We start from the raw sequence: 13,712 nt of genomic DNA, 5'->3' as shown, positions 1-13,712 counted from the left end.
TGGGACCGCCATACGCTGACACACAATGGCGGTCCCGTGTCGCTTCATCTTGGGGAAACCAACCGAAAGAGACGGGGGTCAATCCGGCTGGCCTGAGCGACAAGGCAGCCTTGCGGCATAGGCCGGATCGCTGCAATGCAAACTCATCCTTAACGTCTAAAAAGCGATCTTTAACCTAACCGGTAAAGGTTACCGGCGGCGGCCGCGCACTATCCCTATCCTATTGATTGCAAGATATTTTTCAACAAGCGCCGACTGAGGCCCTGGCGCAATCCACGATTGTCGGCAGCAACCCTTCACGCGCTTCTATGCTGCATCGCAACAATATGAGAGGGGGACGGGCGCATATCGATACCGAGCAGCTAATCCTTGCTCTTCTTCTTGGCTTTCTTGTCGTCGGATTTGTCGTCCGCTTTGTCCTTATCCTTCTTGCCGTTCTCCTTGTGACGGTTGGTGAAGCGGGCGTTGCCTAGCCCGGTGCCGATGGTGAGCACGCCCCAGTGCTCCATTCCCTGCATGAACGGCACCTCCGACAGGCCCTGCACCACTCCGTCATTGTGCATCAGCAGCGCGGTGTCGTGGCCGCCGATCATAGGAATCGCCTCGATCAGGCTGCTCGGCAGATTGAACTTGCTGCTCTCCCAATTGCCCGGCAGGTTCTGGGCGCCCTTCTCGATCGATCCGTCCGCATCGATCACGCCGGGACAGGCGATGCCGATGAAGGGCGCGAGCTTGAAGCCCTCAGCCTCGGCCTTCTCGATCAACCCCTTCAGCATCTTGGCCAGCCGCTTCACTGCACCTTCGCGGGTCGGCTCGTAGTCGGCGTGGCGCCACAGGTCGGACTTCCACACCGAGGCTTTCGAGAGGTCCGGTGCCTTCTTGGCGCCAGTCTCGACCACGCCGCAGCGGATATTGGTGCCGCCGATATCGACCGCCAGGATGCTGTCATGGGCTTCGAAGATCCAGGAAGGCGCCAGATGCAGCGCGCCGATCAGCCCGGCATCATCCGGGTCGTAGCGGATCGGCACCAGGTCAACCTCGAAACCTTCGTCCCTGAGGATGATTTCGGCGCGTGCAATCGCAAGCTCGCCGAGCCGGGAGGCGCGAAAGCCGCCGCCGACCACGATGCATCCGGTGTCGGCCCAGGCCTTGGTGCGCAGGAAACGCCGGGTGACGTAAGCGAGCTCCTGGGCGAAGTCCTCGATCGCCGAATGCACCACCGCAGACGCCTCGGTGTCCTCGCCGATCAGGATCTCGTCGAGCACCTTCTTGCTGATCTCGTCGGACGACTCCTTGCCGAACGGGTCCTTGCCGGATTTACGCAACGGCTTGCGCCAGCGCTCGAAGATCTTGCGGAAGGCGCCCTTGGAGGCGCGGTCGCCGACAAAGCCGTCCTCGTCCTTGATCTCGATATTGAAGCTGTCGATGTCCACCGACGGCAGTCGCGTGGCGCCGTGCCGGGCCGATGCCGGTGGAGGTCATGACGTCCTCAGCCATTGGTCCCTGCCCTTTTCGCGTGTTGGGTGGACACAACGGCGGAGGGAACCGTTTGGTTTCGTTGAAGGCGGCCGGCGGCCATTTACCTTGACTCACCGACCCTTGCGGCTATAAATGCCGCTTCATCCGGCGTGGGCCCTCCCGCGCCGCTTGTTTTTGCGCGGATTTGGCGGGCTTTCTGCCCTTGGAAACTGCGCAGGATCGTACCGGTCGAGGTACGACCAAACCGAACCATAACGACTGAACAAGAAGCCGGCCCGCAGTTTCGACTCGAGGCCGGGATCGAACACGAAGGAATAGAACGATGTTCGCAGTCATCAAGACCGGCGGCCGGCAATACCGTGTCGCTCCGGATGATGTGCTCGAGATTGGCAAGATCGAAGGCGAAGTCGGCACGATCGTGCAGCTTCCCGAAGTGCTGGTGGTCGGCGGCGACACGCCGGTGCTGGGCGTCCCCACCGTGGCCGGCGCCACGGTCGCGGCCGAGGTGCTGCAGCACAAGCGCGGCCCCAAGGTGGTCGCGTTCAAGAAGCGTCGCCGCAAGAATTCGCGCCGCAAGCGCGGCTACCGCGACGAGCTGACGGTGCTGCGCGTGACCGAGATCTTGACCGACAACGCCAAGCCGACCATCGGCCCGCGGCCGAAGAAGGCCAAGGCTGCGGCACCGGCGGCAGACGCGGCCGAGTAAGGATTGCGGCGCAAGCGCGCCACATCGACAGACAATTCGCGCGGACCTCACGTCCGCACATCGCAAATGTGAATGATTCTCCAGCCAAATTGAGCTAGAGAGAAGCGAGATCGGAGACGAGCCATGGCTCATAAAAAAGCAGGCGGTTCATCGCGCAACGGCCGTGATTCCAAAGGCAAACGCCTTGGCATCAAGACGTTCGGTGGCGAGCGCGTGATTCCCGGTAACATCATTGCGCGTCAGCGCGGCACGACCTGGCACCCTGGCCTTAATGTTGGCATGGGCACCGACCATACGCTGTTCGCCAAGGTCGAGGGCGTCGTAGAATTTCATGACCGGTCCAACCGCACCTTCATTTCGGTGCGTCCGGTGGCTGCAGAGGCGGCCGAATAACGGTGGATCAAATTACGTCCGCCGGGTCCTGATGAACCGGCGGAGCGCAAAAAGGCTCCAGGGGAGGCGGGACACCGGCCTCCCCTTTTCGTTGCGTGCGTCATATTGCCGTCGCCGTGTTGATGGAGCCCGACATGCTGCAGGAGATCCCGACATCGACCTTTCGCGAGGCGAGACCTTGCGTCCTCGAGACCGAGCGGCTGATCTTGCGTCAGCCGACGCTCGCGGACGTGAAAGCCATCGCCCGTCTCGCCGATGACCGCCGCATCGCCGAGAACACCCGTCGCCTGCCGCATCCTTATACGCCCGATGACGCCGTCAGCTTCGTGCGCGGGCTCGCCGATGGCGGCAAGGAAACGGCCTTCCTGATCGAGACCGATCGCCAGCCGATCGGCATCGTCGGCGTGAACTGGCGCGCGCCGGACCTGCCTGCCCTCGGTTACTGGCTCGGCATCGCCTATTGGGGCCGCGGCTACGGCACCGAAGCCGCGCGCGCAATCATCGACTACTTCTTCGATGCGCACGGGCACGACGCGCTGCTCGCCTATGCGCGCGTCTCCAATCCCGCCTCGCGCAACATCCTCGAGAAGTGCGGCTTCCAGTGGACCGGGGTCGAGCTGCACCGTTTCGAAGTGCTGGCCTCCTCGGCGCCGGTAGATGCGTTCCGCCTCTCCCGCAACGTCTGGGCCTCGCTGAAGAACTGGGCCAGCGCCGCGCGCCGGGCGATTTAGGCGCCTCGCCTCATCCCCCTCCAGAGAGGCTCCCTGGAGGGCAGAGGCCAACCGATGCGGCCCTATGGTCCGGCCACAGGGCCACGTCACGCCTGCAGCCTGAACGTCACCCCACCCAGCGAGAAACCACCGTTCACGACCGAATGCCCGCGCGCCTGCGCAGCGGCACAGATTCCCCTCGCATCGGCCGCGCGAAACGTCAGCCCACTCACGATCTCGCGGTCACCCTCCACGAAGCGAAAGCGGGCGTTTGGCAGATCGATCTGCGGCGTCTCGCCGGCCTCGACGGTTGGCGCGATCTCGAGGATGCGGCCCCAATGCGCAGCGAGGCCCGACGGATCGGGGCTCTGCAGCTCGACCGCGGTCAGCGCCATCGTCACGTTCTTGCGGATCGCGCGCTGCCAGTCGGGTCCGGCCGGCGGATAACACCCAAGGATATCGTCACTGCCTGTGGTGTGATTGAACTCGATGAAGGCGGCGCGGCAGTCGCGCGGATGCAGCTGCACGCCGTGATAGGGCGGATGATCGATCACGTTCGCCGTCCGCACGCCGAGCGCATTGGCGTTGCCAGCACGCGCGTCCGGATCATCGCAGGCGAAGATCGCCATATAGCCGCCCTGCCCGCCGGTCTTCTCCAGGAAGCGTCCCGCGGCTGTGCCGGCGCGGATCGGCGCGACGATCTCCAGCAGGATCGTATCGACCGGCAGCAGTGCATTCTCCAGGCCGTATTTGCCGACATGCGGATCGCGGTAACAGACCTCGAGTCCCATGATCTCCGCAATGTCGGACACAACGGGCTCGAGCCGCGGTGCGACCAGGCAGACCTGGCGCAGATGCAGGTAGCTCATGATACACACCTAAGAGGTCTGGATTGCTTCGTCGCTTCGCGCTTCGCAACGACGACGTTGCACCTATTTGCCCTGGAACACCGGCGGCCGCTTCTCGACAAAGGCTTTCGCAGCCTCCATGTGGTCGGCGGTCTCGCTGCAACGAGAGTGATGCATCGCCTCCGCATCGAAGCAGTGTTCGAGCGACAATGTCTCCGCGTTGTTGATGTTGCGCTTGATATAGCCGAGCGTCACCGTCGGCCCGTGCGCCAACGACATCGCAAGTTCGCGCGCGGCCGCCTCGACCTCCGCGTCCGGCACGACCTTCGTCACCATGCCGAGCGCGTAAGCCTCCTGGGCGCTCAAGAGCGGCGAGGTCAAATAGAGCTCACGCGCTTTGGCGCTGCCGAGCAGCTGGGTGAGAAAATAGGTGCCGCCGAAATCGCCTGACAATCCGACCTTGGCGAAGGCGGTGGTGATCTTGGCGGAGGCGCCGGCGACGCGGAGATCGCAGGCCAGCGCAATCGAGAGCCCCGCGCCCGCGGCAGCGCCATCGATCTGCGCCACGACAGGCTTGGGCATTTGGTGCAGCAGGCGCGAGACTTCCATGCGGTCGCGCAGGATGGCAACCTTGCTCTCGAACGGCGGAGGCGCCTTGCCCTCGGCCATCGCCTTGACGTCGCCGCCGACACAGAAGGTGCCGCCGGCGCCCTTGATCAGGACCGCCCGCACATCATGGTCCTCCATGGCGCGGCGGGCGGCGGCAACGAGACCGGTGGTCATCTCGGCGTTCAGCGCATTGCGCCGCTCGGGACGGTTCATCGTAATCGTGAGCAAGCCGGACTCGAGGTGCTGCAGGACGGTGTCGTTGGCGGTCATCGGATTTACTTTCCGTTGTCATTGCAGGGATCACAGTTCGTCATTGCGAGCAGCGAAGCCGCCTCGCTCGCAACGGCGGACTATTTCTTCACCAGCGCGCAGCGCGAGGCTTCCAGCGGCTGGAATGCCTGGTCGCCTGGCACCGTCGCCAGCAGCTTGTAGTCATCGGAGCGGCCTTTGGATTCGGATGGCTTCTTCACCTCGAACAGATACATGTCGTGCACCATGCGGCCGTCCTCGCGGATGTGGCCGCCTTTGGCGAACATGTCGTTGATCGGGGTTGCCTTCATCACCTTCATCACGGCGGCCGGATCGGTCGTGCCGGCCGCCTTTACCGCATTGAGATAATGCAGCACCGACGAATAGACGCCGGCCTGCGCCGAAGTCGGCACGCGCTTGGTGCGCGCCATGAAGCGCTTGGTGAAGGCACGGGTCTCGTCGTTGAGGTCCCAGTACCAGGCCTCGGCGAGGAGAAGCCCCTGCGCGGTCTCGAGCCCGACGCTGTCGATGTCGGAGACGAAAGCGAGGAGCGGAGACAGCTTCTGGCCGCTCTTGGTCAGGCCGAATTCGGCGGCCTGCTTGATCGCGTTGATGGTGTCGCCGCCGGCATTGGCAAGGCCGATGACCTTCGCTTTCGATGCCTGCGCCTGCAGCAGGAAGGATGAGAAATCGGACGTATTGAGCGGATGGCGCACGCTGCCAAGCACCTTGCCGCCGGACTTCACGATCACATTGGTGGTGTCTTTTTCCAGATCCTGGCCGAAGGCATAGTCGGCGGTGAGAAAGAACCAGGTGTCGAGCCCGGATTTCACCGCTGCAAGCCCGGTGACGTTGGCCTGCGCAAACGTGTCGAACACGTAGTGCACGGTATAAGGACCGCAGGCCTCGTTGGTGAGCCGCACCGAACCCGGGCCGTTGAAGATGATGATCTTGTTGCGCGCTTTTGCGATCTCGCCCGCTGCGAGCGCGGTGGCGGATGCTGCTACGTCGTAGATCATCTCGACGCCTTGATTGTCGATCATGTCGCGGGCGATGTTGGCGGCAAGATCGGCCTTGTTGAGATGGTCGGCGGCCAACACTTCGATCTTGCGCCCAAGGACCTCGCCGCCGAAATCCTCCACCGCCATCTTGGCTGCCGTCTCGCTGCCTACGCCCGTGATGTCGGCGTAAAGGCTGGACATGTCCAGGACGCCGCCGATCTTCAGCGGCGGCTTCTCCTGTGCATGCACAGCACCTGACGTGAGCGAGAGAACGGACGCCAATGCAAACAACGGCGCCAACGCGCCCGACAATATCCGCGTCATTAAAATCACCTCCCTGGCGGACGCCGTCATCGCGGCGGCCCTTATCATTGATTGGCCGGATCATGCCGCAGCGCTTGCCAAGCAGCAAGGGCAGCGGCCGGTGCTGCTCAGATCGCGACGTGCTGCAGTTTTCCATTCGGTGGAATGGAGAAAGTATGGGATGATCGTCCGACGTCGAATCCGGTGAGGGCTGCGAGGATGAACACGCAAAGCGCGTTTTTTCTTATCTTCACAACTATGCTCGCGATTGCCGGTCCGGCAGCAAGCGATGCCTCGCCGTGCGCGTTCGAATCGCTCGGCGACGGACGCGTGACCGAGGTTGTAGATGCGCGAAGCTTTCGTTTATCCGATGGTCGCGAAATCAAGCTCGCCGGCGTTGAGCTGGCGACTGCAACCGGCAACCCGAGCAATGGATTGGCCGAACTGATCGATGGCCGCGAGGTCGTCCTGTACGGGAGCGACGATGCGCCGGACCGCTATGGGCGACAGAGCGCTTTCGTGTCGATCGCAGGCTCGGATGTGCTCGCTCAGCGCGAGTTGCTCGCGCGAGGGCAGGCGCTTCTGGCCACCGACATCGCCGACAGGGACTGCGCAGCGGCGCTCGCCGCCGCCGAATCCGAGGCCCGCGCCGACAAACGCGGCATCTGGGCAGACGCCATCGTCATAAAAAGCGCGGAAAGTCCAGACGATATTTTGTCTCGGGTCGGACGATTTACAGTTGTCGAAGGCAAGGTCTTGTCCGTACGACAGGCAGGGGCGACGACGTACCTCAATTTCGCACGTAACTGGACACGGGGTTTCGCTGTGACTATTTCAAGGCGCGCGCTGCCGGTCTTCGAGTCGGCCGGCCTTGCCGTAAAGTCCTTGGAACAACGACGGATTCGGGTGCGCGGCTGGGTAGAGGCGCATTCCGGGCCGAACTCGGGACCGCGCATCGACGCGGCCAGGGTGACCCAGATCGAAGTCTTGAACAGCAACTGACGACGAAGCTACCGGGGAGCCACGTGAAAGGGTTTGCGCACTGGCGTGGAAGAGCGACGAGGAGCGGCCTTCGGGTCGCGCCCGCTTTGCTATGCCTCGGCTTCGCGCTCGCCGGCTGCAGCTACATGGGCAAGCTGCAGACCACGACCGCACCGACGCCGACACCGCGCCCCAAGCCCGCCATCGTCCAGACGACGCCCGCCAGCGATCGCGAACACGAAAGAATACTCGCAACCTATGGTGGCTCGTACGACGACCCGCAGCTTGAATCCCTGATCGGCAAGATCGTTGACCGGCTGGTGGCGGCCTCCGACCATCCCGAGCAGAGCTACAAGGTGACCATCCTGAATTCCGGTGCGGTCAACGCCTTCGCCTTGCCGACCGGCCAGCTTTACGTCACCCGCGGCCTGATCGCGCTTGCCAACGACACCTCCGAGCTCTCTTCGGTGCTGAGCCACGAGATGGCGCATGTCCTCGCCCACCATGCGGCGATCCGTGAAGATCAGGCCCGCCAGGTTGCCGTCGTGACGCGCGTCGGCTCCGACGATCCCGATCTGACCGCGCTGGCACTGGCGAAGACCAAGCTGACGATGGCGAGCTTCTCGCGCGCCCAGGAATTCGAAGCTGACGGCATCGGCGTCGGCATCTCGGCCAAGGCGCATTTCGATCCGTTTGGCGCGGCACGGTTCCTCAGCTCGATGGAGCGCAACGCGGAGCTGAAGGCCGGCAAGATCGGGTTCGATCCGCGGGCGCAGGACTTCCTGTCCTCGCATCCGGCAACGCCGGAGCGGGTGCAGAATGCCGAGGCGGTCGCCAAGCAATATGCCTCTGCCGACCCCAGGGAGCACGATCGCGAGACCTATCTCGGGGCCATCGACAACATTGTCTATGGCGAGGACCCCAGCGAGGGATTCGTACGCGGCCGGCGCTTCCTGCATCCCAAGCTCGGCTTCACCTTCCAAGCGCCGGAGAACTTCACGCTCGACAACACCGCACAGGCGGTGATCGGCGTGCGCGAGGGCGGCGCCCAGGCGATGCGCTTCGACGTGGTGCGGGTGCCCGCCGAGCAGACGCTCGGCGATTACCTGAATTCGGGCTGGATGGAGAATGTCGACAAGTCCGCGACCGAGGAGCTCACGATCAACGGGTTCCCAGCGGCCGCGACGACGGCGAGCGGCGATGCCTGGCAGTTCAAGGTCTACGCGCTGCGCGTCGGAACCGACGTCTATCGCTTCATCTTTGCCATGCGGCAACGGACGACGGAGAGCGAGCGCAACGCGCGCGAGACGGTCAATTCGTTCCGCCGCCTGAGCCTCGACGAGATCCAGTCGGCCCGGCCGCTGCGCATCAAGGTCATCACCGTGCAGCCCGGCGACACGGTGGACTCGCTGGCGCACCGCATGGCCGGCCTCGATCACCCGGTCGAGCGATTCCGTGTTCTCAACGGGCTCGATGCCCATGCCCAGGTCAAGGTGCGCGACCGCGTCAAGATCGTGGTGGAGTGACCGGCCAAGCAGGGCAGGCCTTTCGATTTGCGTCCTCGTTGTCGCGACGACGACAAGCCGGCACTCGTCTAGTCGAAATACGCCGGCGCATGCGCAAGCGTCGCCGACTGGGCGGTATCATGGTTCAACCAGAGCTGCGCGCCCTCGGCATCGACGATCGCAGCGATGCGTTCCATCGAGGCCAGCGACAGCTCGCGGCTCGCATTCATAGTCGGCACCTGCCGATGTGCCATGTTGTAAGCGTCATGCGCGACGTCCCCCGAGAGCAAGACCGGCCCGGTGTTGGCGAGACGGACCAGTAGCGAGCAATGCCCGGGTGTGTGGCCGGGTGTGGAGATCACGCGAACCGAGTCGTCACCGAACAGATCGAGATCACCATCGATCAGTTCGACCTTGGCCTGCCCCAGACCCTCATAGAGCGCCGGAGTGTAGCCATGCTGGCGATAATCAGCACCGAACATGGCTTCGTGCTCGCGGCGCTGGATGTACCAGGTCGCGCGCTCGAACAGGCCGGCATTGCCGATGTGGTCGAAGTGCGCATGGGACAGCAGCACCATCCCGATATCGGCCGCGGCGAGACCGATATCGGCGAGCTGAGCCGTGATGGGCCTGGCGACGATGCCCCTGATGCCGTGCGCGATGATCCTGCCCCGCGGCTCTTCGGCCAAGGCTTCGTCGATCCCGGTGTCCCAGAGGACCCATTCGCCGTTCCGCCGCATCAAATAGGCGTTGCAGCTCAGCGTCACCGGTTCGCCGCACCATTTCCCAGGCGTATAGACGGACCGGTCAGGAGCAATCGCAGCGCCGCCATCGAGCACGTAGAGACGATCGAGCGTTCCCAGATGTCGGCCGTTCGCGCTCATGGCCAATCTCCTGTCTGGCTGCTGTTCCGGTCAGATCGCCTGACCGCCGGAGACCTCGATCCGCTGGGCGTTGACCCAACGATTGTCTTCCGACAGCAGGCTTGCGATCATCGGACCGATGTCGTCGGGCAGGCCGACCCGGCCCAACGCGGTCATGCCGGCGAACACCTTGTTGATCTCGGGGTCGTCGCGCACGGCGCCCCCGCCAAAATCGGTTTCGATCGCCCCCGGCGCCACCGTGTTCACGGCAATGCCACGGCCGCCGAGCTCCTTGGCCAGGTAGGTCGAGAGCACCTCCACCGCCCCCTTAGCGGCCGCATAGGCGGCATAACCGGGGAACGAGGTCCGCGTCAGTCCGGAGGACAGGTTGACGATGCGGCCGCCATCCGCAAGCAGCGGCAGCAGCGCCTGAGTGAGGAAATAGACGCCCTTGAAGTGCACGTCGATCAGCCGATCGAACTGCGCCTCGGTCGTGTCGGCGATCAGCGCGTAATCGCCATGGCCGGCATTGTTGACGAGGTGGTCGAAGGTGTCGCGCTGCCAGCTCCGGCGCAGCGCGGCACGCAGCGTCTCGGCGAATGGCGCAAACGCCGCGACGTCGCCGCTGTCGAGCTGAAATGCCAGCGCCTTGCGGCCCATCGCTTCGATCTCGGCGACTACGGCCTGCGCCTCCTCCGCGTGGCGCTGATAGGTGAGGATGACATCGCCGCCGCGGCGGGCGATATGCAATGCAGTGGCCCGGCCGAGCCCGCGGCTGGCGCCGGTGACGAGCGCGATCTTGGTCATGTCTGCCTCCAGTCGGGATTTGACCACCCCGATATCGGGCCGCAGCGCCGTCCGCGGTTGCCAGAAGCTCGCCGTTTCTTGCCCGATCCTCCGAAGGAGGATGCATCGCCGGCGGCGCCGGTTTAGGCTCGTTGCATGACCAGTCTGCTCAGCACCGTGAGCCGCTACACGGCTATCCATGCCGGTGCCACAGGTCTCGCCAAGACCCTGATCCCGGGGCTCACGATGGTGCGTGCAACCGCGCCCAGCGAGCTCGTGTATGCGATCTCTCGACCGCTGGTTTGCCTGGTCGTGCAGGGCGATAAGCATGTCGCGATGGGGAAGCAGAGGGTTGCGTTTTCTGCCGGCGCTTCACTGATCATCACGGCCGACGTGCCCACTGTCAGCCAGATCACGCGGGCCAGCATCGCCGCGCCGTACCTCTCCCTGGTGCTGGAGCTTGATCCTGCGCTCGTTGCCGAGCTGATTGCGCAGATGAACGGCACGGCAGAAGCCGATGGCCACGCCGTTCGGGTTGAGCCGACCGATGCGGAAGCCGCCGACGCCGCGGTGCGGCTGGTGCGCCTGCTCGATCGGCCCGCCGCATTGCCCGTGCTGCAGGCGCAGCTCGTGCGCGAGATGCATTATTGGCTGCTGGCAGGCCGGCATGGCGCGGCAATCCGCAGGCTCGGCGGCCCCGACAGCCATGCGCAACGTATCGCGCGCACGGTGGCGTTGCTGCGCGCCGAATTCACGCAGGCGCTGCCGGTCCAGCAGCTCGCTGCCGTTGCCGGCATGAGCCCATCCTCCTTCCACCAGTATTTCCGCAAGCATACCTCGCTGTCGCCGCTGCAATTCCAGAAGCAGCTGCGGCTGATCGAGGCGCGGCGGCTGATGCTCGCAGAGGGCATGAATGCAAGCAGCGCCGCGTTCGCGGTGGGCTATGAGAGCGTGCCGCAGTTCACACGCGAATATGGCCGGCTGTTCGGCCTGCCGCCGGTGCGGGACATCAGGGCCGCGCGGAGCAAGCTGGAGGCCGTGGCCTGAGCAACGCCAGACGCGGCGGCGTACCCGCCGGACCAGGGACGTTCGAGTAAGCTCAGGACGATGGCTGCCCAAGCAAAAAGCCCGGCCTTGCGGGCCGGGCTTTCGTATTCGATTGAGCGGGTGACGCGTTACGCCGCCTCGTCGGCCACAGCGGTATCGTCGCCGTCGATATCATCGATATCGCCCTCGGCGTCGCCTTCACCCTCGGCAACCGCATCGGCTTCCGTCTTGGCGCCGCGACGCGGGCTCTTGGCGAGCTGGCCCTCGATCTCCTTGACCGCTTCGGTCTCGGTCGAGTGCTGCACGACGGCGATCTCGCGCGACAGCCGGTCCAGTGCCGCTTCATAGAGCTGACGTTCGCTGTAGGACTGCTCAGGCTGCGACTCGGAACGGTAGAGATCGCGCACCACTTCCGCGATCGCAACGATGTCGCCCGAGTTGATCTTCGCTTCATACTCCTGGGCGCGGCGCGACCACATCGTGCGCTTGACACGCGCGCGGCCCTTCAACGTCTCCAGCGCCTTCTTGACCAGCGCCGGATCGGACAGCTTGCGCATGCCGACATTGGCGACCTTGGCGGTCGGAACGCGCAAGGTCATCTTGTCCTTGATGAAGTTGATGACGAACAGTTCGAGCTTGGCGCCCGCAATCTCCTGCTCCTCGATGGCCAGGATCTGGCCAACGCCATGCGCCGGATAGACCACGAATTCGTTGGTCTTGAAGCCCTGACGCTGGGTGGGCAGCTTCTTTTCCTCGACGCGCGGAGCAGGCGCGGCCGGCTTGGCGGCCACGGTCTTGGCAGGCGCAGGCGCCGCGACGGCCGCCTTGGGGGCGGCAGCGGGCTTAGGAGCGGCAACGGCAGGCTTGGCGGCAACCTTCGCGGCAGAACTCTTGACAGCAGAAGCCTTGACGGCAGAAGTCTTGGCAGCAGTGGCTTTCGCGGCAGTCTTGGCAGTCTTTTCAGGCATTGCGCTTCTTTTGTTCTTCGAGGATTTGGCAGCCGAGGCCTTTGCGGCAGCCCGAACTTCCTTTACAGGAGCCCGGGCACGGCCCTTGGAAACGCTGCGGCTGGCCGCGGCGGGCTTCTTGGTACTCTTGGAAGCACTTTTTTTACGCGTTTTCTGTGACACAGCCTGCGCGCGGAACTGCCACGCCCCTGTTTGATGTTGCGGGAACCTAAAAGGGCGGCCAAAATTACGCATGGCCGGGTTCGGCTCTGAGAATGTGCCATATATAGCACATTTCCCGCAAAAATCAATGATTTAGAGGCGGAAGGGCGGTTCTGTGACGGATCCGCGTGCTTAGGGTTAAACGGCGAGTCGCCCGGTGCCGACAATTGCAGCATTCGGGCCGTCACCAAATCGTCTTACATCCTTGTTTCCGCGGAATGATTCGCAGCCGGCAAATTTGCCGGGCGACGGACCGGCCGTCACTCCCGCGGCAGCTCAGACCTCAGCCGAGAGGAGGCGCTCAATCCCCAGTTCCGGGATTGGGCGAAAAATATTTTTCGAACTTCCCATCCTCGCCGTCATGTTCCTTGGCGTCGCCGGGAGGATCCTTTTTCTGGGTGATGTTGGGCCAGGCCTTGGCATATTCGGCATTCACCCCGAGCCACTTTTCCAGCCCCGGCTCGGTGTCCGGCTTGATCGCGTCCGCCGGGCATTCCGGTTCGCAGACACCGCAATCGATGCATTCGTCAGGATGGATGACCAGCATATTGTCGCCCTCGTAGAAGCAGTCTACCGGGCAGACTTCAACGCAATCCGTATATTTGCATTTGATGCAGTTCTCAGTGACGACGTAAGTCATCCAGGGCTCCGGAACGGGTCTAGAAATCAGCTGGCCTGCACATTTGCAAACGTGCTTTCCCGGATGGGGAGCAAATGCTGGCGTCGGACCACTAGCGCAGGACGTGGTGGGCCGCAAGTGAACGGGGCAAAGAACTGAAACGGGTTTGTCGTGCAGCAAACGCTATTGCGAACCGCCCGCCAAGTCATCGTAGAGCACGCGCGCAGAGGTCGCATCGCCCCGTCGCTCCGCAAACGCCACCACCTTCAGGATCCGGACGCTGCGGTCGAGCGCGATGGTCAGCACGTCGCCGGGCTTGATGCCGTGGCCCGGCGAGGTCTCGCGGACGCCGTTGACGCGGACATGGCCGGAGGTGACGAGAGCAGCGGCGCTCGCGCGGGCTTTCACCACGCGCGCATGCCACAGCCATTTGTCGAGGCGCTG

Annotated in this window: 14 protein-coding genes and 1 pseudogene; 6 read left to right on the top strand and 9 right to left on the bottom strand. The window is 63.9% G+C overall.

Going from position 1 to position 13,712, the window contains the following annotated elements; genetic code table 11:
• Positions 1 to 362: 362 nt before the first annotated feature.
• Positions 363 to 1,497: pseudogene (locus tag QX071_RS04690) on the bottom strand (ROK family protein).
• 304 nt (positions 1,498 to 1,801) lie between these two features.
• On the opposite strand from QX071_RS04690, the gene rplU reads away from it, so the two are divergent.
• The 3 genes from rplU to QX071_RS04675 all read left to right on the top strand — a co-directional run bounded on the left by rplU (position 1,802) and on the right by QX071_RS04675 (position 3,309).
• Complete coding sequence (rplU, locus tag QX071_RS04685; RefSeq protein WP_315702041.1) at positions 1,802 to 2,185, top strand: 50S ribosomal protein L21; 384 nt, start codon at positions 1,802 to 1,804, stop codon at positions 2,183 to 2,185.
• Positions 2,186 to 2,308: 123 nt separating this feature from the next.
• On the top strand, positions 2,309 to 2,578 hold the full coding sequence (gene rpmA / locus QX071_RS04680) for a 50S ribosomal protein L27 (RefSeq protein ID WP_315702042.1): 270 nt from the start codon (positions 2,309 to 2,311) through the stop codon (positions 2,576 to 2,578).
• 134 nt (positions 2,579 to 2,712) lie between these two features.
• Entirely contained in the window at positions 2,713 to 3,309 is a 597-nt protein-coding gene (locus QX071_RS04675) for a GNAT family N-acetyltransferase (RefSeq protein WP_315702043.1), read from the top strand.
• Positions 3,310 to 3,395: 86 nt separating this feature from the next.
• Here QX071_RS04675 and QX071_RS04670 read toward each other — a convergent pair whose 3' ends face one another.
• The 3 genes from QX071_RS04670 to QX071_RS04660 form a co-directional block, all read right to left on the bottom strand.
• On the bottom strand, positions 3,396 to 4,157 hold the full coding sequence (locus QX071_RS04670; protein ID WP_315702044.1) for a hypothetical protein: 762 nt from the start codon (positions 4,155 to 4,157) through the stop codon (positions 3,396 to 3,398).
• Positions 4,158 to 4,220: 63 nt separating this feature from the next.
• Entirely contained in the window at positions 4,221 to 5,015 is a 795-nt protein-coding gene (locus tag QX071_RS04665) for an enoyl-CoA hydratase (protein WP_315702045.1), read from the bottom strand.
• An 80-nt stretch (positions 5,016 to 5,095) separates the two neighbouring features.
• Positions 5,096 to 6,319, bottom strand: coding sequence for an ABC transporter substrate-binding protein (locus QX071_RS04660; RefSeq protein ID WP_315728042.1), 1,224 nt, complete (start codon positions 6,317 to 6,319; stop codon positions 5,096 to 5,098).
• A 198-nt stretch (positions 6,320 to 6,517) separates the two neighbouring features.
• On the opposite strand from QX071_RS04660, the gene QX071_RS04655 reads away from it, so the two are divergent.
• Together QX071_RS04655 and QX071_RS04650 are read left to right on the top strand one after the other, a co-directional pair.
• Positions 6,518 to 7,300: a thermonuclease family protein gene (locus tag QX071_RS04655; protein WP_315702046.1), complete on the top strand. Its 783-nt coding sequence runs from the start codon at positions 6,518 to 6,520 to the stop codon at positions 7,298 to 7,300.
• A gap of 125 nt (positions 7,301 to 7,425) precedes the next feature.
• Entirely contained in the window at positions 7,426 to 8,805 is a 1,380-nt protein-coding gene (locus QX071_RS04650; RefSeq protein WP_315703125.1) for a M48 family metalloprotease, read from the top strand.
• Between the two features lie 68 nt (positions 8,806 to 8,873).
• Here the strand turns inward: QX071_RS04650 and QX071_RS04645 are convergent, their stop codons facing one another.
• Together QX071_RS04645 and QX071_RS04640 are read right to left on the bottom strand one after the other, a co-directional pair.
• Complete coding sequence (locus tag QX071_RS04645) at positions 8,874 to 9,668, bottom strand: N-acyl homoserine lactonase family protein (protein ID WP_315702047.1); 795 nt, start codon at positions 9,666 to 9,668, stop codon at positions 8,874 to 8,876.
• Positions 9,669 to 9,698: 30 nt separating this feature from the next.
• Positions 9,699 to 10,454: an SDR family NAD(P)-dependent oxidoreductase gene (locus QX071_RS04640; protein WP_315702048.1), complete on the bottom strand. Its 756-nt coding sequence runs from the start codon at positions 10,452 to 10,454 to the stop codon at positions 9,699 to 9,701.
• A gap of 135 nt (positions 10,455 to 10,589) precedes the next feature.
• On the opposite strand from QX071_RS04640, the gene QX071_RS04635 reads away from it, so the two are divergent.
• The gene (locus tag QX071_RS04635) at positions 10,590 to 11,480 is read left to right on the top strand and encodes an AraC family transcriptional regulator (protein ID WP_315702049.1); all 891 of its coding nucleotides are present in this window, start codon (positions 10,590 to 10,592) and stop codon (positions 11,478 to 11,480) included.
• A 128-nt stretch (positions 11,481 to 11,608) separates the two neighbouring features.
• On the opposite strand, the gene QX071_RS04630 is transcribed toward QX071_RS04635, so the two are convergent.
• The 3 genes from QX071_RS04630 to QX071_RS04620 all read right to left on the bottom strand — a co-directional run bounded on the left by QX071_RS04630 (position 11,609) and on the right by QX071_RS04620 (position 13,679).
• On the bottom strand, positions 11,609 to 12,448 hold the full coding sequence (locus tag QX071_RS04630) for a CarD family transcriptional regulator (RefSeq protein WP_315702050.1): 840 nt from the start codon (positions 12,446 to 12,448) through the stop codon (positions 11,609 to 11,611).
• Between the two features lie 502 nt (positions 12,449 to 12,950).
• Positions 12,951 to 13,289 carry a ferredoxin FdxA gene (fdxA, locus tag QX071_RS04625; RefSeq protein ID WP_315702051.1) on the bottom strand — a complete coding sequence of 113 codons (339 nt, stop codon included), beginning with the start codon at positions 13,287 to 13,289 and terminating at the stop codon, positions 12,951 to 12,953.
• Positions 13,290 to 13,451: 162 nt separating this feature from the next.
• Entirely contained in the window at positions 13,452 to 13,679 is a 228-nt protein-coding gene (locus QX071_RS04620) for a S4 domain-containing protein (RefSeq protein WP_315702052.1), read from the bottom strand.
• Positions 13,680 to 13,712: the final 33 nt, after the last annotated feature.

The organism is Bradyrhizobium sp. SZCCHNS1022 (genome assembly GCF_032484835.1).
GTDB lineage: Bacteria > Pseudomonadota > Alphaproteobacteria > Rhizobiales > Xanthobacteraceae > Bradyrhizobium.
The sequence above is the reverse complement of the archived record's forward strand: the minus strand, read 5'-3'. Positions and strand labels throughout refer to the sequence as shown.